Origin of the sequence: Vibrio sp. 10N.222.55.C7 (assembly GCF_041473335.1) — a bacterium.
In the GTDB taxonomy this organism is placed as follows: Bacteria; Pseudomonadota; Gammaproteobacteria; order Enterobacterales; family Vibrionaceae; genus Vibrio; species Vibrio crassostreae_C.
In genome coordinates this window covers 47785-65365 of sequence record NZ_JBFRSC010000060.1, presented here as the reverse complement: position 1 = coordinate 65365, position 17581 = coordinate 47785, and the positions used below count along the sequence as shown (strand labels likewise).

The 17581-nt window shown below is 46.2% G+C and carries 17 protein-coding genes and 1 pseudogene; 15 read left to right on the top strand and 3 right to left on the bottom strand.

Annotation, left to right across the window (positions count from 1 at the left end; genetic code table 11):
* Window positions 1–10 precede the first annotated feature (10 nt).
* Window positions 11–1462, bottom strand: coding sequence for a PTS N-acetylmuramic acid transporter subunit IIBC (murP, locus tag AB4482_RS20305; protein ID WP_372116806.1), 1452 nt, complete (start codon window positions 1460–1462; stop codon window positions 11–13).
* A gap of 28 nt (window positions 1463–1490) precedes the next feature.
* Window positions 1491–2393, bottom strand: a complete 903-nt coding sequence (gene murQ / locus AB4482_RS20300) for an N-acetylmuramic acid 6-phosphate etherase (RefSeq protein ID WP_017065116.1) — start codon at window positions 2391–2393, stop codon at window positions 1491–1493.
* Window positions 2394–2620: 227 nt separating this feature from the next.
* Between murQ and AB4482_RS20295 the strand changes: the two genes are divergently transcribed.
* Window positions 2621–3475 carry an SIS domain-containing protein gene (locus AB4482_RS20295; RefSeq protein WP_017065115.1) on the top strand — a complete coding sequence of 285 codons (855 nt, stop codon included), beginning with the start codon at window positions 2621–2623 and terminating at the stop codon, window positions 3473–3475.
* 47 nt (window positions 3476–3522) lie between these two features.
* Here the strand turns inward: AB4482_RS20295 and AB4482_RS20290 are convergent, their stop codons facing one another.
* The gene (locus AB4482_RS20290; protein ID WP_372181527.1) at window positions 3523–5577 is read right to left on the bottom strand and encodes an acetoacetate--CoA ligase; all 2055 of its coding nucleotides are present in this window, start codon (window positions 5575–5577) and stop codon (window positions 3523–3525) included.
* 199 nt (window positions 5578–5776) lie between these two features.
* Between AB4482_RS20290 and phhA the strand changes: the two genes are divergently transcribed.
* The 14 genes and pseudogenes from phhA (at window position 5777) to AB4482_RS20220 (ending at window position 17557) form a co-directional block, all read left to right on the top strand.
* A complete protein-coding gene (gene phhA, locus AB4482_RS20285; RefSeq protein ID WP_372181525.1) occupies window positions 5777–6571 on the top strand; it encodes a phenylalanine 4-monooxygenase in 795 nt (264 codons plus the stop codon).
* Window positions 6561–6899: a 4a-hydroxytetrahydrobiopterin dehydratase gene (locus AB4482_RS20280; RefSeq protein WP_017065112.1), complete on the top strand. Its 339-nt coding sequence runs from the start codon at window positions 6561–6563 to the stop codon at window positions 6897–6899. Before phhA ends, AB4482_RS20280 begins: the two co-directional genes overlap by 11 nt.
* Before the next feature lie 141 nt (window positions 6900–7040).
* Window positions 7041–8141, top strand: a complete 1101-nt coding sequence (locus tag AB4482_RS20275) for a Fic family protein (RefSeq protein ID WP_137001624.1) — start codon at window positions 7041–7043, stop codon at window positions 8139–8141.
* A gap of 135 nt (window positions 8142–8276) precedes the next feature.
* Window positions 8277–8783 carry a hypothetical protein gene (locus tag AB4482_RS20270; protein WP_017066729.1) on the top strand — a complete coding sequence of 169 codons (507 nt, stop codon included), beginning with the start codon at window positions 8277–8279 and terminating at the stop codon, window positions 8781–8783.
* A 217-nt stretch (window positions 8784–9000) separates the two neighbouring features.
* Entirely contained in the window at window positions 9001–9210 is a 210-nt protein-coding gene (locus tag AB4482_RS20265; protein WP_004732615.1) for a DUF3283 family protein, read from the top strand.
* 96 nt (window positions 9211–9306) lie between these two features.
* On the top strand, window positions 9307–10023 hold the full coding sequence (locus tag AB4482_RS20260; protein WP_017057670.1) for a YebC/PmpR family DNA-binding transcriptional regulator: 717 nt from the start codon (window positions 9307–9309) through the stop codon (window positions 10021–10023).
* Window positions 10024–10184: 161 nt separating this feature from the next.
* Window positions 10185–10349, top strand: a pseudogene (locus AB4482_RS20255) (LysR family transcriptional regulator); the annotation flags it as partial.
* A gap of 12 nt (window positions 10350–10361) precedes the next feature.
* Entirely contained in the window at window positions 10362–11237 is an 876-nt protein-coding gene (locus tag AB4482_RS20250; protein WP_017070192.1) for an NAD(P)-dependent oxidoreductase, read from the top strand.
* Window positions 11238–11696: 459 nt separating this feature from the next.
* Complete coding sequence (locus AB4482_RS20245; protein WP_102320952.1) at window positions 11697–12377, top strand: hypothetical protein; 681 nt, start codon at window positions 11697–11699, stop codon at window positions 12375–12377.
* A 66-nt stretch (window positions 12378–12443) separates the two neighbouring features.
* Window positions 12444–13142 (top strand): ABC transporter ATP-binding protein, encoded by a 699-nt coding sequence (locus tag AB4482_RS20240; protein ID WP_372073623.1) that lies wholly within the window; start codon window positions 12444–12446, stop codon window positions 13140–13142.
* Window positions 13130–14428, top strand: coding sequence for an ABC transporter permease (locus AB4482_RS20235; RefSeq protein WP_372181523.1), 1299 nt, complete (start codon window positions 13130–13132; stop codon window positions 14426–14428). Before AB4482_RS20240 ends, AB4482_RS20235 begins: the two co-directional genes overlap by 13 nt.
* Window positions 14421–15221, top strand: a complete 801-nt coding sequence (locus AB4482_RS20230) for an outer membrane lipoprotein-sorting protein (protein WP_102480245.1) — start codon at window positions 14421–14423, stop codon at window positions 15219–15221. Before AB4482_RS20235 ends, AB4482_RS20230 begins: the two co-directional genes overlap by 8 nt.
* Before the next feature lie 9 nt (window positions 15222–15230).
* Complete coding sequence (locus AB4482_RS20225; RefSeq protein WP_372181521.1) at window positions 15231–16523, top strand: hypothetical protein; 1293 nt, start codon at window positions 15231–15233, stop codon at window positions 16521–16523.
* Window positions 16523–17557 carry a sensor histidine kinase gene (locus AB4482_RS20220; RefSeq protein ID WP_372181519.1) on the top strand — a complete coding sequence of 345 codons (1035 nt, stop codon included), beginning with the start codon at window positions 16523–16525 and terminating at the stop codon, window positions 17555–17557. The genes AB4482_RS20225 and AB4482_RS20220 overlap by 1 nt, the downstream gene beginning before the upstream one ends.
* Window positions 17558–17581 lie beyond the last annotated feature (24 nt).

The window sequence follows — 17581 nt, the reverse complement described above, 5'->3', positions numbered from 1 at the left end:
CTGCTTTTACCTAAGTTAAATCAACGTTTTTGGAACCAAACATGTACGTAGCAAAGAAACCCACGACATACGAAATAAGAAGACCAATAACAAACACCGCCATCCCTGCAAAAATACCGCTGTTAGAAGTCATTAATGGCACAGCGACGATACCCGATGGGCCAAACACTGTATTTAAACCGACTGGCATCCCTAAGTAAGAGACCAATCCAATAAAGAACCCGCCTGCTGCACCGCCAATACAAGCGGTAACAAACGGTTTTACTCGTGGAAGTGTGACGCCGTAAATCAGCGGCTCACCTATACCCAACAAACCTGGCACAATAGCCCCTTTGACTTGAGTGCGAAGAAGAGAGTCTTTTTGGGCTTTGAAGTACAACGCCATTGACGCGCCGACCTGACCGCCACCCGCCATCGCCAAGATTGGGAACAGAGAGTTAAAGCCTTGCGCTTCCATAAGTGCAAAATAGACAGGAACAAACCCTTGGTGAATACCAAACACGACAGAGATAAGAAATAGGCCAGCCAGTAAAGCGGCACCAAATGGGTTGTCGTTTAAGTTAAGGAATAACCAAGACATGCCTTTGAACAACTCGCCACCAATCGGCATGATCAACAAGTAGGTGACCGCGCCCATAATGAGAAGCGTGACGACAGACGTTAGGATCATATCGAGGTCATCGGGCATGTATTTTCGAACCAGTTTCTCTACGTAAGCACCGGTGATTGCCGCGAGTAATACCCCAATGATGTTGCCACGCGGGTCGATAGAGAATCCGAAAAACTCATTCATCCCTGAGTAGACGCCGGACGTGGCGGTTGGGTCATATCCCAAGACGAACAGTGAAGCCAGAATCGCCCCGTTAACGCCAGAGCCGCCAAAGGCTTGCTGGGCGTTATAGCCAATCAGAATGCTCAAAAAGGCAAAAAGGCCGGTACCAAATACTTTCATGTAGGCAACAAGGTCTAACAGCGACTTGCTTGGTTCTTGATCGATAATGTAGGTCTGCTCAAGTAAGGTTGCAAAACCAAGCAACAGACCCGCCGCGATAAAGCCAGGGATTAAGGGGGTAAAGATGGTAGCGAACTTACTAAGAAATCGCTGTATTCCACTGGTTTGCTTGCTCTTCATTTGCTTTTTTTGTTCAGCCGCAACCGTAGACAAATCTTCCTCTGCATTAGTTTGTTTTACGGTCGCTTCAGGCTGCTCAAGCATCAAGCTGTTCATCAGCTCAGAAGCTTGTTGCGCTTTACCTGGCCCAAGAATGATCTGAAGTTGTTCGTCACTCTCTACCACACCCAGAACGCCTGGGGTTTTCTTGATGGTATCCAGAGACGCTTGATTGATGTCTACGAGGGCTAAACGTAAGCGGGTCATGCAGTTCCCACATTTACGAATGTTGCCACTGCCGCCAACGGCCAACAGTAAAGCTTCAATCATGGTAGGCGTTATTTTTGCCATTTGAATTACCTTTTATAACTGAATTTAATTATTCGTCGGCGAGTGCAGTTCGGATGAAACCACCGCTTTTATTGAGTCGTGCACAGGCTTCTTCGGCGCTGATGCCAGCCAAAATCATGAGAATTGCGGTTTTGCAGTTGTTATTACAAGCGTTAAGCGCATATTCAGCGTGTTTGCTGTCAACTCCGGTTGCTTCAATAACAATGTTGATTTGACGTTGGACGAGTTTGGCGTTGGTCGCCTCTACATCAACCATCAAATTTCCAAACACTTTCCCACTGCGGATCATGGCGCCGCTGGTCAACATATTGAGAACCAATTTCTGAGCGGTACCGGCCTTCATTCTTGATGACCCAGTCACCACTTCAGGGCCGACAACTGGAGTAATCGCAATGTCTTCGGAATTTGCCATTGGAGATCCGGGGTTACATGAAATTGACACAGTGGTCGCTCCGATGAATCGAGCATAGGTGAGGCCACCCAACACATATGGAGTTCGACCGCTCGCGGCTATTCCGACGACTACGTCTGACTCTGTTAGCGCCAACGATTTTAAATCTGCTTGTGCGAGCGCAGGATCATCTTCCGCGTTCTCTACAGCTTTTAAGATGGCTTGGTGCCCGCCAGCAATAACGCCAATGACTTGTTCAGGGCTCGTGCCATAAGTCGGTGGGCATTCGCTTGCATCTAAAATGCCTAAGCGCCCAGAAGTGCCAGCGCCGATGTAGATTAATCGGCCACCTTTTGCAAAAGCACTTGTGATCGCGTCAACGGCTTTTGCAATGTGAGGAAGGACTTCTTCTACGGCTAACGCAACACGTTGGTCTTCTTTGTTGATGACGGCTAGCATGTCAATTGTTGATAGCTTATCAATGTCTGCGCTTGCAGGATTGCGGCTCTCTGTAACCAAACGGTTCAAATCGATCTTCATTACTTGTTCTCTTACCCAATACAAACTGAGGGCGATACTAAAGAATAAAATATTCCGTTTGAGTGATAAAAATCACAGTTAGAGTTATTCTGAAGTGGTGATTTAGGTGGAATAATTGTGATAAATTTATACTAAATCCCAGGCATTCCGACTTAAGTGGCGGTTTGAACTGAATATTCATTATTCTTTATTAGGAATATTTTATTCTAAAATAATCGAGGTGAAATGTGTCAGTCGTGAATAAAATTGTCAGCCGTCGTACTCAGCTCTCTGCCAATGCGAGAAAAATTGCGGATTGGATAACATCAAATGTGGAACAGGCAGCCTCATTGACAAGCCAAGAACTGGCGCAAGCGACCAACGTGAGTCAATCAAGTATCGTGAAATTTACGCAGCGAATTGGTTTTAAAGGCTACAGTGAATTCAAGTTAGCGCTGACGGAGGATATAGGTCGAAAGCACGCCATTCAAACCACCCCACTGCACAGTAATATTCTGGCCGATGACCCATTCAGCGTTATTTCTCAAAAGCTTGTGCAAGAAAAAACCGATGCGATGATCCAGACAACCAATGCGCTGTCACTTGATACCTGCACGGAAGCTATTCGACTGTTAGATGGTGCCAATAGAGTGCAAGTCGTGGGTATTGGAGGCTCAGCACTCACGGCAAAAGAGTTTAGCTTTAAATTGCTGAAATTAGGCATTACCGCTTTAGCAGAACAAGACAGTCACGTTCAGATAGCGATAGCCCGTACGCTTACCCCGCAAGATGTCCAAGTTGTTATTTCGTTTTCAGGGGAAAGAAAAGATGTGTTAATCGCCGCAGAAACAGCAAAGGAGCAAGGTGTTAAGGTCATCGCTCTTACCTCCGCTCGTAAAAGTAAACTTCGAAGCATCGCGGATTTATCCTTTGATACGATTGCTGATGAAAGCCAATACCGAAGTTCATCGATAGCATCCCGAACAGCTCAAAACATTATTACTGATTTGCTGTTCATTGCATTAGTGAAGCAAAGAGATGAATCAGCAAGACAGCTTATTGATGACATCAACTCAGATATTCGTCAGGTTTCGCATAGATAACTGGTTACTTTACTTTCTTCTAGCTTGGATTTTTTGAGATAGGAACACTAAAGCGAAACAACACTCTTTATCTCTTCCAAAACCTCGGCGTTAGCGATAGCCCCGAGGTTTTCTACATTTTTGCCATTGATCACCTGTTTCACAGCCAACTCCACCAGTTTGCCAGATCGTGTTTTTGGCACATCGCTGATCGCAAATATCTGGCTTGGCACGTGTCTTGGCGAACAAGAGGATTTGAGTTTGCTTTTGATGGCTGTCAGTAACTTTTCATCTAAACTCACACCTTGCTGCAGCTGAACAAACAGCCATACCTGTTCATTGCGGTCGATGTTTTTACCGACTGCTATCGAATCGATGATGCCGTCAATGGTGTTCACTTGCTGATAGATTTCGGCCGTACCAATTCGCACGCCACCGGGGTTGAGTGTGGTGTCGCCTCGCCCGTAGAACAGGTAGCCGCCATGTTCGCTCTGTGCGACTTCATCACCGTGATGCCACACATTGTCGAACCTATCCCAATAGGTGCTGTGATAGCGCTCTCCGGTGTCATTCCAAAAGCCAGCGGGGAAGTTGGGTAGGGAGTTGGTGCATACTAATTCGCCACGTTCGTGATCGACCTTTTGACCAGACGAATTGAACACCTTGATGTCGACGCCGAGCCCGGCCTGTTGGCACTCACCGCGATACACAGGCGAGATTGGGTTACCCAAAACAAAGCAGCCACAAATATCCGTGCCGCCAGAAATCGACGCTAAATGCAGGTCTTGCTTGATGTGCTTGTAAACGTAATCGAACTGCTCTGGGTAAAGCACAGAACCCGTCGAGCACAGTGTTCTTAATTGAGGCAGAGAGTGGCTGTCGATTGGTGAGAGTTCGGCTTTCTCAATCGCTTCTATGTACTTGGCTGAGGTGCCAAATGTCGATACGTCAGCACGCTGCGCTAAATCCCATAGAACGTTAGGTTGCGGGTAAACCGGGCTACCATCAAAGATAACCAAACAAGCACCGCTGGCGAGCGCAGATACGTGCCAGTTCCACATCATCCAACCACAAGTGGTGTAGTAGAACACGCGATCTCTTGGTTTAATATCGCAATGAAGCTGGTGCTCTTTTAGGTGGTTGATGGTAGTGCCACCGACAGAATGCACTATACATTTGGGTTTGCCTGTGGTGCCGGAAGAGTAGAGTACAAACAACGGTTCATTGAAGCCGACACGAGTAAATCGAAGAGGTTTTGTCTGATAGTGATTAATGATGCTGTGCCAGCTTAGAATCGACACATCATGTTTAACTTTGTTTTTCTTTAATTCGTTCTTCTCTAAATCGCTCTTCTCTAAGTCATTACTCGGTTTCAAATAACCGATCTCACACACCTGTTTTAATTCGTTTAAGTGTTCGATGATTTCACGGTTCTTGCCCGCCATATCGAACGTTTTGCCATTGAAGGTGTAACCGTCACAGGTGAACAGCACCTTAGGTTTCACCTGTCCGAATCGCTCAATCACACTCTCTACTCCAAAATCAGGCGAGGTCGATGTCCAAATCGCGCCTAAGCTGGTGGCGGCTAGCATGGCTATCACGGTTTGTGGCAGATAGGGAGTATACGCAGCAACTATATCACCTTGTTTCACTCCGCTATCGACAAGCCATTGCTGAACACTAGAGACAGCTTCACACAGGGTTTCCCATGTATAACTCTGTTGTTCGCCACGTTCATTCTCAAACCAAATCGCAAGCTCATCAGGCATGGTGTGTGCCAAACGCAGCAAGTTCTCGGCGTAGTTTACTTGTGCATTGGGAAACCAAACCGCATCACGGTTCGATTTAGGCTGCTGCCAGCGGCTCCCACCTTGAGCTTTGATGGTCTCGCTTTCTGCCTTGTTAATAGAGTCTTGTGAGCCGACTACTCCACAAAACTGCCACACGTTTTGCCAAAACGATTCCGGCTGAACTACAGACCATTGGTGGAGTTCGGCATAGTTTTTTACGTCCCTATCTAGGTTTAACCAAGACTGTTCAAGGCTATCGATGAATCGGGTTAAGTTGGCATTGGCGATACGCTGCTCGCTTGGCTGCCAAATGGGCTTATTGCTTTCGTGCATTCCTTTACCTTTAACAAAAAGTTAACGTTTTCAGTCTGGTATTTAGGTTTTACAAAGTCAAAAGTTCAGCAAAATAAGCGCTTGGTGGAATTGTGTAAATAAAATGTTACACGATCGCTTGTTTCGAAAAATCGCGCAAATTGGCGCTTATAAGGAGTGGAGATAGGCTTAAAGTGAGACATTCGAAAGGAGGTGTGTAATGACTCAATATCATTCTAAGCCCGTGAGCCAAGAGGGATGGGTTGAGTGGAGCCTCGAAGAAGATGCCATTTGGCACGACTTGGTGAAAAGGCAACTGGACGTCATTAGTGACCGCGCTTGCGATGCCTATTTGCACGGTCTGACCTTGCTGGATCTACCATTAGACAGAGTTCCCCAGCTGCCAGAGATAAATAAAGTGCTAATTGAAACAACCGGTTGGCAAGTTCAGCCTGTGCCTGCATTGATCGATTTCGACCGATTCTTTGATTTGCTCGCCAATAAGAAATTCCCAGTTGCGACATTTCTGAGAACGCGAGACGAGTTCGATTACTTACAAGAACCTGATTTCTTTCATGAAATTTTCGGCCATTGTGCCATGCTCACTAATGCCGATTTCGCGGCTTTCACTGAGCATTATGGAAAACTAGGCCAAGCCGCCACATCTAAACAGCGCGCTTATCTTGCCCGTTTGTATTGGTTTACGGTTGAGTTCGGTTTAGTAAAAGAAGGCCAACAACTGAAAATCTATGGCGGTGGCATTCTCTCGTCTCCGGCGGAAACTATGTATGCGTTGGGAGGGGATTTGGCCGTTCGCGAGCGGTTCGATCTGCAAACGGTTTTAAGAACGCCTTATCGTATCGACATCATGCAGCCGAAATATTACGTGATCGACGAGCTATCTGAGCTCTTTAAAATCAGTCAGGAAAACCTATTACAGCAAGCTGATCTCGCCATCGATGCGGGGTTACTACCACCACTTTTTGAACCCAAGGAACCAACACATGTTGAATGAACAAAAATGCGAAGCCTGCAGTATCGACGCGATTGCCCTAAGTGAAGATGAACAACAATCTTTACTGTTGGAGTTGTCAGACTGGCAGATCATCGAAAGAGACGGCATCCCGCAGCTTGAGAAAGTGTTTAAGTTTAAGAACTACAAGCAAGCATGGGCATTCAGCAACATAGTGTCAGAACTGGCAGAAGAAGAGTTCCACCATCCTTCGATCTTATTGGAGTGGGGCAAAGTCACCGTCACTTGGTGGAGCCACTCAATCAAAGGCCTGCACAAAAATGACTTCATCTGCGCCTCACGCTGCGATGTGTTCGCGGTGAGTGAATAGTTTTGTAGGTTAGGAGTTACTCTTGCAACCTCTGTGATGCGATTAACTCATTATTCGGCTCATAATGTGAGTTGAATAATTGCCTTAAACAGCTCATAGTATGAGTTGAATAAGTGATACTTTCGCATCATGGGGTGTAATATGTGGATTTGGCAGCAAGATAATTGGCCAAACTTTGTTTGGGATAATCAGAAAATAGGCGTGAGGTTAAGAGAAGTACGGCTTAATCAGGGCATTCTATTGGGCAAGATTACCTCACAGTCGGCAGATCAATCCCAAACCATGCTCGACACCTTATTAGCGAACATAGTCCATTCCAGTGCGATTGAGGGAGAAAAGCTTAATGCTTTCTCGGTCCGGTCTTCTTTAGCCAATAAACTCGGTGTCAGTGAAGATCGACCTTTTCCAACGACAGAACAAACCGATGGCCTAGCTGAAATTATGTTGGATGCGGTGCAGAACCTAACAGAGCCACTAGCGCTTGATAGGATCTTACATTGGCACGATAGACTGTTTCCTCAAGGCTACACCATGTTTAATCCTGTAGTCGGAGGTCAGCTACGAGGTGAAGCTCCGATGCAAGTGGTATCAGGAAGAATTGATCGTCCAACCGTGCACTTTGAAGCACCTAGCCGAGACATTCTTGATGCTGAGCTAGATACATTTATCACATGGTTTAATGATTCACTTACCGACGCTACACTCGATCCCTTACTTAGAGCTGCGATAACTCACCTTTGGTTTATCACCTTACACCCGTTAGATGATGGTAATGGTCGTATTACTCGATTGTTGACCGACTTGGCATTAGCACAGGCCGAGCAGCAGTCGGTACGTTTCTATGCGATGTCGGTGGGGATTCTCGCTAACCGCAAGCATTACTACGAGATATTGGAGCGAACCCAGAAAGGGGAACTCGATATTAGCGAATGGTTGATGTGGTTCTTAGATACGTTAGACGAGACGTTTACAGGCGTTTTCGCTGAGGTCGACCAAACTGTATATAAGACTAACTATTGGCGCAGCATCGATCAAACCAAGCTTACGGCAGAACAAGTAAAAGTGCTGAATAGGATGCTCGATGGTGATTTTTCAGAAGGTATCAATGCCAGTCAATATCAGAAAGTAGCAAAGGTGAGCAGCGCCACAGCAACACGTCATTTGAACGCTTTGATTGAGCATGGCTGCTTAGTTAAATCTGGTTCTGGTGGCAGAAGCACGCGCTATCTGTTGCCGGAGTAGGGCTCACTTCAATTTATATACTTAAAGGTGCTGAGAATGTTGGCAGTTCTTTAGCCACAGAAGGTTGTTAAACGAGCCAACTTATAGGTTAAATCTCGCTCCTTCTTTTTACTACTATTAAAATGTGCAAATACAATGACAAATGAAGAAATACAATTATATAACGATATAGTTAAGTCTGGGTTTCCTGTATTAGGGACATTATGTGGTGGTTTAGTTGGTGCAGCATCAACTTATCTTTTAACAAAGTTGAATAACGACAATGACGAAAAGAAAGACGCTCAAAAGCTGCGGAATGATCTGTTAATGAAAACTGCAAATGATGTAGCAGAATTTGAGCATTTAATGGCGATTTATACGACTACATTAGCGAATTATCTAAGAGATCAAGTCGATGACGGCTCTTTGAAAACAGCTTACCTAAATTCATTCAATAGTAATCTAACTTTGCGTAAGGCTAGAATGAATCTCCATATTCTCGGAATGGAAGCATCGTTAGAGTTATTAGAAGGGTATGTTGAGGCTACAAGAGAAGTGCTAGCTTATGGAAAGCGGTTAGATATAAAAAGAGCTATTGAACTAAATCAGAAGATATCTAAGGGTCCAATTTTATTCTATCAATCATTATCGATCGATCCTTAACGCCTTTTTGTTGTTTAGCAAGCTAACTTTCAAAACTCTGCTTTTCACTTTTTAGTTGCTCTTCACCAAACGCACTTTCCCAAACTAGCTTGACCTGCATCAGCGACTTGCTTGGTTTCTTGTCTCATAAACCCTTTCTGTTACTCATAGTATTGGTTTTATGAGGCTGCTCTATGATATATTTCTCGGCCAAGTGTATTACAGACGAAGGCTAATAATGTCTATCAACCTTTCACTCCTTCCACCCAGCGAGAAAAATAAAATCGAACTGGATAAGCAAGCATCGTTTCTTGTATGGAAACTGAAGCAAGCGAAATGTGGCCCTGAAGCCATTGTTGAAGAAGCAATGAAGCTAGGTGACCCAGAAGAAAAGGCTTGGTTTGATCAGTCTGTAGAAAAATACAAACGGGTAATGGGTGTCGCATAAACGCAGACAAACCTTGCCCAGCAGTGCTGTAGAATTGAAATGACACAGTAATTTGCTAGAATTTGCACCGTTAATTGAATCAGAGAGAAGATCCCGATGGGAAGAAGTTTTGAAGTGCGCAAGGCCTCAATGGCGAAAACTGCAGGCGCAAAAATTAAAGTTTATTCTAAATACGGTAAAGAGATTTACGTACTGGCTAAGAACGGCAGCTCTGACCCAGACATGAACCTACCTCTTAAGCACCTGATTGCTAAAGCGAAGAAAGACCAAGTACCAGCTCACGTTATCGACAAAGCGATCGATAAAGCGAACGGCGGCGGCGGTGAAGACTTCCAACCAGCTCGTTACGAAGGTTTTGGCCCAGGTGGCACAAGCGTAATCGTTGACTGTCTAACTGACAACGGCAACCGTACTTTCCAAGACGTTCGCCAATGTTTCGTTAAAACTGGCGCGAAGATCGGTGTTGAAGGTACTGTTTCTCACATGTTCGCTCACCAAGCTGTATTCCAGTTCAAAGGCGAAGACGACGAGATCATCCTAGAAACGCTAATGATGGAAGACGTAGATGTGACTGACGTTGAGCTAGAAGACGGTGTTATCACTGTATTCGCTCCAACGACTGAGTTCTTCAAAACGAAGACTGCACTAAACACTGCGTTCCCAGAGCTAACGCTAGACGTTGAGGAAATCACTTTCGTTCCTCAAACAACTACGCCAGTAGCTGAAGAAGATTCTGAGAAGTTCCAGAAGTTCTTAGACATGCTTGACGACTGTGATGACGTTCAGCAGGTTTACCACAACGCTGAGCTGTAATCTTTACAGTAACAACAGTTATAAAAAAACCGAGCCTAGTGCTCGGTTTTTTTATGCTTTGAGTATTGATCAAGCCTTGATCATCGTTCCATAATGTACGGCTGACAAAGCGTTCTCTGGTCGCGATTTATCGCTGAACTTCATTATATTGTTCGTCTTATCCCGACATGAATCTGATTCAAGTGCTCCCTGAGTACCATCGGGGTGATCGCCAAGCGTATTTAGTGTACAAAGAAAGAAAATATCAGCCAAAGGCTTTGACCCTGCTTATTGATGCATTGATTGAGAGTGTTCGATCTTTTCATAGCGATGGTTTGGTCAAATAAAAGGAGAAAGAAATGAAAGTAAGTTTTATCGGGCTAGGCGTTATGGGTTTCCCAATGGCAGGCCATCTAGTCAAAGCCGGTTTTGAAGTAACGGTATTTAACCGCACTCACAGTAAAGCGCTAGACTGGGCTGATAAACACCAAGGTAAAGCGGCAGAATCTGTGGCTGAATGTGTAGCGGAAGCTGACGTGGTATTGGTTTGTGTGGGCAACGATGACGACGTACGCAGCATGACAACCAGCGAAACAGGCGCATTGGCAGCGATGAAGCCAAACGCGATTCTTGTCGATCACACTACAACGTCTGCAGTTCTGTCTGAAGAGCTTGAAGTGGCAGCGAAGCAAGCCGGTATTCGCTTTATGGATGCACCTGTATCTGGTGGCCAAGCGGGCGCAGAAAATGGCGTGCTAACCATCATGTGTGGTGGCGAACAAGCGCTTTTCAACGACCTTCAACCTGTGTTCGAGGCTTACGGTAAGTCGTCAGTTCTTATGGGTAAAGTCGGCCAAGGCCAACGCGCGAAAATGGTTAACCAGATCTGCATTGCAGGAGTGTTGAATGGCTTATCTGAAGGCTTAGTGCTTGCTGAAAAATCAGGTTTGGATATCCCAACTCTGGTTGATTGCCTTAAAAACGGCGCTGCTGGCTCATGGCAGATGGAAAACCGTGCTACCACAATGGCACAAGACAAGTTCGATTTTGGCTTTGCAATTGATTGGATGATCAAAGACTTAGGTTTCTGTCTAGATGAAGCTGAGCGCCAAGGCATCCAGCTTCCACTGACTGAAAAGACCAACAACGCCTACAAGGCACTGTCTGCCGAAGGACAAGGCCGCATGGATACATCAGTATTGATGAAAGCCGTGGTTGAAGAGACAAAGAAGTAGAAAGATCGAAGTAATAGGAACTTCGTTTAGATAACTAAAAATAGCCGCGGATTAGCGGCTATTTTTTGGTTTGAGCTCTGCCGAGTGCGTTAATCCAAAATAAATCCCCTCCTAGCCTCCCCTTGATTCATATGTAGATCCCTTGCTGATCGTGGAGAGGGGAGGAATAGAACATCGATCGTTAAAAGTGTCGATATATGTTCAGTGCTAAAGAAAGTTCTCCCCCTCTGCTAAAGATCTAGAGATATTGATGAACCCAGATTGAGGGGGAGTTAGAGGGGGAGGTAACTATGGCTAATTATGCGAATAGTGTTCGTCTAGTTCCTATAAGGTTGAGACCCCACTCACACCGCCTCTCAACCATTCACTCCTCATTATTACCATTCGTCGCATTGGTAAAACTGCGCGACAAATTCTAGTTAACCTTTCAACGTCAACATTTGAAAGGGATTAGAAATTATGACTACTTCACACTCATTTAATTCAGGCTCTACCGCTTCTCTGCTTAAGCGTTCATTACTGATTGCACTTGTTTCATTCGCACCCACTTTGGTGCAGGCCAACCCGAGTTCAGACGTGCTCGATATCTATAACCAAGCCGCGCAAGGCAATGAAGATTTGGTTGAGGTGGCGTATGAACGCCTTAACGAAACCTTACAACAAGACGGAGCGACACCACTGACCTTGGTTTACCTCGGAAGCACAGAAACCCTGATGGGGCGTGATGCGTTCTTACCTTGGAACAAGATGAAGTATGTGGAGAAAGGCTTATCAACCATTGATAAATCACTGGTGCTGCTAAAAGACGAAGACCAACCGATTCATGAGCAACCTCGTGTTCAAGGGCTGCCAGATTCTTACTTAACTCGCGCAATGGCCGCGGTGACTTACACCTCGCTACCAGACATGTTTAACCATTTTGATCGTGGTTATGACCTGTTCCTCGCGTTACTCGCGGAAGATGATTTCCAACAGCAACATTTCGCTGCGACATCGTGGATTTACCGTTACGCCATTACTGCATCGATTCGTGCTGAGGACTTCGAGCAAGCACAGGTGTGGCTTGAAAAGATGGAAAACACCGATGCTGGCAACATCGAGACAATGACGGCGAAAGCCCTAATAGCGAAAGCCAAATAGCGGTTTACTAAAGCTCATTAACAACTGCGAACGCTTAAAAATTATGGGTCAGCGGAGGACAAAGGAATGATTGAATTTAAAGATATCTGCAAAGCATATGTCACGGGCGGTCAACGTGTTGATGCATTAAGCGGGGTCGATGGACATATCCGGCGCGGTGAAATGGTGGCGTTGTGTGGCCCGTCTGGTTCAGGGAAAAGCACACTTTTGAATATTTTGGGTTTGTTGGATATGGACTATCGAGGACAGATCAATATTGATGGCCAACCGTATCCGACTGAGCAAATCGCCGCTGCGCGTTTTCGTCGTCAGTCGCTGGGTTTTGTGTTTCAGCGCTTCAATCTGGTTCCAGTGATGACGGCACTTGAGAACGTGGCCTACCCATTGATGTTGAACCAATGTTCGAAACAAGAACAGCAGACCAGAGCACAAGAGATGTTGGAGCGTGTTGGGCTAGGCGAATATGTACATCATCGCCCAGACAATCTTTCAGGCGGCCAGCAGCAACGTGTCGCGATAGCCAGAGCGCTAATCCACAACCCAAGCTTAGTCATTGCCGATGAGCCGACCGCTAGCTTAGACAGTCACACCGCCAACCTTGTGATCGACATTATGAAAGAGCTCGGCCATGAAATGGGCACCACCTTTATTGTCGCAACGCATGACCCAAGAATGGCGCAGCGTTGTGACCGAGTCATTGAACTTATCGATGGTCAACTGGCACTACAAGCCACAGCAATGGAGGCAATCTCATGGGCAAGTTAACACAAAGAATGAGCACTTTTTTGCTTCCTACCTCGGTGCGTTTGGCGTGGCTTAATTTATTGAGAAACGGTCGCCGTAGTCTGCTTTCGGTATTGATCATCGCAATTGCCGTATTTGCGCTGACCTCGGCTGGAGGTTATGGGCTTTATACCTATGAATCTCTGCGTGAATCGACCGCGCGCGATACTGGTCATCTTACTTTGAGTACGCCGGGATATTTTGAGCAAGATGAAGACATGCCGCTGAGTAATGGTCTAGACAATGTTCAAGCCCTAACCAAGAGCATTATTGGCGACAGCGACGTGCGTGGTGTGCAGCCTAGGGTCTATTTTAGCGGCTTGGTTTCTAACGGCAGCAAATCGACCATTTTTATGGGAACGGGTGTCAATGAGCGTGAGTTCGACATGAAAGGTCCTTTCTTAGATGTGCGCAGCGGTCAGACCCTCTCGGATGTGAAATCGCCAAGATACGACAGCCAAGAGCCACAAGTGATGCTGGGAACTGACCTTGCTCGTAATCTCAAAGTTGCCGTTGGCGATTGGGTGACACTGCTCGCGACTACCAGTGACGGCGCATTGAACGCTTTTGATTTTAAGGTGCAGGGTATTTACTCGACAGGAGTGCCTGAGCTGGATAAGCGTCAGTTATACGTACACATCACCACTGCCCAAGAGCTTTTAGCGTCAGACAAAGTCAGTACCTTGTCGGTGTTTCTATTTGAAACAAGCAAGACCTCGACCGTTCAACAGCGTATCCAAACTGCTTTAGATCGAAATAGCGCTAGCCAAAACGATCAAGGCACAGAGATCGAGATCACCCCATGGCAAGATCGCGCGTTTTTCTACACCAAGGTTAAAGATCTTTACGACCGGATCTTCGGCATCATGGGCGCAGTGATGGCGTTGGTGGTGTTTGTGTCGCTGTTTAATACTATGACCATGTCGGTGACGGAACGCACTCGTGAAATTGGAACCTTGTCGGCACTCGGCAGTTACCCTTCTGAAATCGTGGCAGGCTTCTTAAAAGAGGCGGGATTGCTGGCACTGATTGGCAGCGCGATCGGCGCGTTAGTGAGTGGTTTAGTGTCGCTGTTATTACTGGTGGTTGATATACAAATGCCACCACCTCCGGGTCGAACCGAAGGTTACCCACTCAACATTTACTTCTCATTGGAATTGGTTGGTTACGCCACTTTAGGTGTGCTGACGATATGTTTGCTAGCTGCTTATTTCTCTGCTTGCAAAGGCGTGAATAAGCCAATCACGGAGGCACTGGTTTATGTCTAGATTAACTCGTTCATTCAATACCTTGGGTTTGGCTTTCGCGTTGGGCTCTGTTTTGGCTTCGCTTCTAGCATCGGCGCCAAGCTGGGCGGTTGATTCACAACAAGTCACTGAGATGATTGCTAAGGCAGACAGCTACCGTTTGAACAGCGCACAAGCGTCTAAGGTAGTGTCTTTGGTGGCGTTATATCAAGACGAGCAACTGGACAAAACCCGTGAATACAACGTCTATACAAGACCAAATCGAGAGTCTTTAGTGGTGTTCAAGTCGGCGGTCGAGGCTGGTCAAAAGATGCTGATGATTGAGGATAACTATTGGTTGTTGATGCCGAAATCTCGTCGCCCAATTCGTATCACACCGATGCAAAAACTGCTTGGTGAAGCTTCGGTCGGAGATATATCGACGCTCACTTGGAGCGAAGATTACCAAGGTGAGTGGGTTGCTGAGCAACAGGTTGAGATGCCGACTGGCGAGACACTCGATACCCATCACTTAAAGCTCGCGGCGAAAACCAAGGGTGCGAGTTATCAGTCGATTGATCTGTGGTTAACAGCAGACCGAGCGTTTCCAGTTAAAGCGGATCTGTATCTGCGTTCAGGAAAACTGGCGAAACAAGCGTGGTTTACTGAAGGCGTGCGAGATGGATTACCAACAGTAGTGTCGATGACCTTGCTCGATAAGATTCAGCCGAGTAAGAAAACTGTGATTGAGTACCGCGAAGTGATTGAACAAAGCTTGGAAGACAAATACTACAACCCTGCTTATTTATCGCGTAACAGCGTGTCTGGGCTGTAGGTGGACGTCATGAAAGCTTCCAATTGCCGATTCCACATCAAGTCTTCAATCGCTACTTTACTTGCCTTGTCTTGTGTGAGTAACACGATTCAAGCGGATGACCTGAGCTTGGCGTGGGACTGGCAACTGAGTGCAGAAGCCGTTGAATCGAGAGAGTCGCCATTCAGCCCTTTAGCGTCTGATAATCGTCAGTCTTTAAATGGCTTGCTGGATCTAGAGATTGGATATAACAATTGGCTTGGTCTGTTCGCAGTGAAAGCCAACGATATTCTAAGCAATAACCCTCAACAACAAGACGCGAGTTTTGAGTCTGAATTCATTGTGCGTGAGTTGTTTTGGCAAGGTGGTGTCGAGCTGTCGAATTCAGTAATCGGTGACCATTACCTCGATGTCACGCTTGGCAAGGTTCGTTTGGATTGGGGCGTGGGTTATGGCTATCGACCGTTAGACATCATCAAGCCGTATCGACAAAACCCAGTAGGCATTGTCGCAGAGGAAGGCGCGGGTGTGGCCTCTGCGTCACTGTTCGATATGACAGGAGAATGGACACTGCTTTACAGTGATTCATCATGGACTTCGCAAGACGTGAATGAATTCGAAAAGCAGAATCAGCAACAAGGGGTTGGCTTACGTCGTTACAATCTTGTAGGTGATCACGAGTATCAGTGGGTCGCTTATTACGACGATGTGCGCCATGGCTTGCTTGGAGCGAGTTTGGTTTCAGTATTAAACCTCGCTTGGGAGTTTCATGGCTCGGTGGTCTATCAACGACAAAGCCTTGGCTACAGTCAGGCCAACTCGATGCTTAAACCTGTTTATCTCGAAGAGCAGGGCGAGGCCTATCAAGCGTTAGCAGGATTAACATGGGCGAATGACACTGGGCACAATGTGGTACTGGAATATTGGTTTGATAGCCGAGCGTGGAGCAACTCTGAATGGCAAAGCGCAATAGAAAGTGCCGAGTCTTTGTCAGTTAATCCGATGACAGCATTGTTGGCAGGTTCTTACGCGCAAGGTTATCAACACGCTAATTTGGTTCAACACAACATCATGTTTCACTGGTCTCTGGATTCGACACATGGCTGGCTCGAAGATATCACGCCGACATTCGACGTCATGTTGTCTCCTCAAGACGGCGGCTTTATTGCTACCCAGTGGCTCAACTATCAGGCTTTAGATAATGGCCATTCATCGTTGGATTTGGAACTTGCTGCACGCTTTCTAGGCGGTAAAAGTGATTCTGCTTACGCCAACTTACCCGATAGTCATATGATTCTTTTAAATATCAAAGGACGATTTTAATGAACACTTCTTCAAACAGTCAGTTTTCATGGATAAAAAGCTTCACGCTGACCACTCTGTTTTGTTTCGTCATTGCTATCACCACTCAAACGATTTGGGGCGGAGACCTTGTGGTTAACCTCGCGATCAGTTTTGGTTTTGGTTACAGCGCAGTGGGTTCTTCTTTCATCTTAGTGAAGTTGTTCAAGAGGACATCACGAACGCTTGAAGTGGGTATCTCAATGGTGTTCGCGATGACCTTTGGTACCTTGAACGCGCACTATTGGTTGAACGGATATTTTGGAGCCAATATCTCGGACCTTAAATCTGTAGTGCTATTGGGCGTGATCTTCTGTTCGGTTTGCTATTACTATTTCTATACCCGAGAGCAGCAGTTACGTGCCGATAACGAATTGGAAGTGGCCAAGCGTCGTCAGGCCGATCAAGAAAAGGTGGTGGTACTGAGTCAGCTTAAGCAACTGCAAAGCCAAATTGAACCGCACTTCTTGTTCAACACGCTTGCGACCATCAATGTATTGATTGAGAGTGACAGTGCGAAAGCCAAGTTGATGCTCGAAAAATTGACTGACTTGTTGCGTGTGACTTTGAAAAACAGTCGCACCGAGCAATCGACCATCGCACAAGAGGTCGACTTGTTAGACGCTTATCTTAATATTCAGAAGATACGCTTGGGTGAGCGCTTAGCGTTTTCGATTGAAACACACGAGATTAGTGATTTGCAGGTGATTCCACCGTTCTTGATTCAACCTTTAGTCGAGAATGCACTCACACACGGTATTGAACCCAAAGCCGCTGGTGGCCAAGTAAATATTCGTATTACTCAACAAGCACAGCAGCTAAAAATTGAAGTGGCTGATAATGGCGCTGGGTTGAAAACGCCTTCTGCGAATACGGGTCACGGTGTTGGGTTAAGCAATATTCGTCAAAGAATCGAAACCCTGTATGGTGATAAGGCGAGCCTAACGATTACTGAACACGCTGAAGGCGGGGTAGTCTCGACGATCTTGTTACCGTTGACTGAGGCAGCCGCCTAGAATTACAGATCAGAAAACACCGAA

Coding starts and splice junctions, on each gene's coding strand:
- murP (WP_372116806.1), bottom strand. CDS start 1,462: ATGGCAAAAATAACGCCTACCATGATTGAAGCTTTACTGTTGGCCGTT.
- murQ (WP_017065116.1), bottom strand. CDS start 2,393: ATGAAGATCGATTTGAACCGTTTGGTTACAGAGAGCCGCAATCCTGCA.
- AB4482_RS20290 (WP_372181527.1), bottom strand. CDS start 5,577: ATGCACGAAAGCAATAAGCCCATTTGGCAGCCAAGCGAGCAGCGTATC.
- phhA (WP_372181525.1), top strand. CDS start 5,777: ATGACTCAATATCATTCTAAGCCCGTGAGCCAAGAGGGATGGGTTGAG.
- AB4482_RS20280 (WP_017065112.1), top strand. CDS start 6,561: ATGTTGAATGAACAAAAATGCGAAGCCTGCAGTATCGACGCGATTGCC.
- AB4482_RS20275 (WP_137001624.1), top strand. CDS start 7,041: ATGTGGATTTGGCAGCAAGATAATTGGCCAAACTTTGTTTGGGATAAT.
- AB4482_RS20270 (WP_017066729.1), top strand. CDS start 8,277: ATGACAAATGAAGAAATACAATTATATAACGATATAGTTAAGTCTGGG.
- AB4482_RS20265 (WP_004732615.1), top strand. CDS start 9,001: ATGTCTATCAACCTTTCACTCCTTCCACCCAGCGAGAAAAATAAAATC.
- AB4482_RS20260 (WP_017057670.1), top strand. CDS start 9,307: ATGGGAAGAAGTTTTGAAGTGCGCAAGGCCTCAATGGCGAAAACTGCA.
- AB4482_RS20250 (WP_017070192.1), top strand. CDS start 10,362: ATGAAAGTAAGTTTTATCGGGCTAGGCGTTATGGGTTTCCCAATGGCA.
- AB4482_RS20245 (WP_102320952.1), top strand. CDS start 11,697: ATGACTACTTCACACTCATTTAATTCAGGCTCTACCGCTTCTCTGCTT.
- AB4482_RS20240 (WP_372073623.1), top strand. CDS start 12,444: ATGATTGAATTTAAAGATATCTGCAAAGCATATGTCACGGGCGGTCAA.
- AB4482_RS20235 (WP_372181523.1), top strand. CDS start 13,130: ATGGGCAAGTTAACACAAAGAATGAGCACTTTTTTGCTTCCTACCTCG.
- AB4482_RS20230 (WP_102480245.1), top strand. CDS start 14,421: ATGTCTAGATTAACTCGTTCATTCAATACCTTGGGTTTGGCTTTCGCG.
- AB4482_RS20225 (WP_372181521.1), top strand. CDS start 15,231: ATGAAAGCTTCCAATTGCCGATTCCACATCAAGTCTTCAATCGCTACT.
- AB4482_RS20220 (WP_372181519.1), top strand. CDS start 16,523: ATGAACACTTCTTCAAACAGTCAGTTTTCATGGATAAAAAGCTTCACG.